General features: G+C 67.2%; 1 protein-coding gene. It reads left to right on the forward strand.

All coding sequences use genetic code 11. The features are described from left to right. Window positions 1-558 (forward strand): Ig-like domain-containing protein (locus AC2T6E_RS22635; RefSeq protein WP_486693252.1); only part of this gene is annotated, 558 nt, incomplete at both ends.

Below are 558 nucleotides of genomic sequence, written 5' to 3' on the forward strand. Positions count from 1 at the left end.
GCGTGGGCAACGTCTCCGGCCCGTCCGCGGAATACGTCATCAACGTGGCCACCGTGCCGCCGCAGGCGCCGACGCTGGACACCGTGTATGACGACGTGGCACCGCACGCCGACTACCTGCAGAAGGGCGACGTCACCAACGACACCACCCCGACCCTGAGCGGCAGCAGCGGCGTGATCGGCGGCACCATCAGCATCTACGATAACGGCCGCCTGATTGGCACCGCCACCGTGGGCAGCAACGGCAGCTGGAGCTTCACGCCGGATACGGCGCTGGCTGACGGCAACCACAGCTTCACCGCCACCGTCACCGACGGCGTGGGACGCACCAGTGAGCCAACCGGCGGCTTCGGTATCGTGGTGGATACAAAAGCACCGGACGCGGCCTCTGACCTGCTGGTCACCGACAACGTCGGCGCCTACCAGGGCCCGGTCGTGAGCGGCGACACCACCGATGACAACACCCCGACCCTGAGCGGCAAGGCCGAGCCGGGCAGCACGGTGAACATCATCGACAACGGCCAGGTTATCGGCTCCACGAAGGTGAACCCGGACGGTA

The organism is Enterobacter sp. B79-1, from assembly GCF_057444735.1.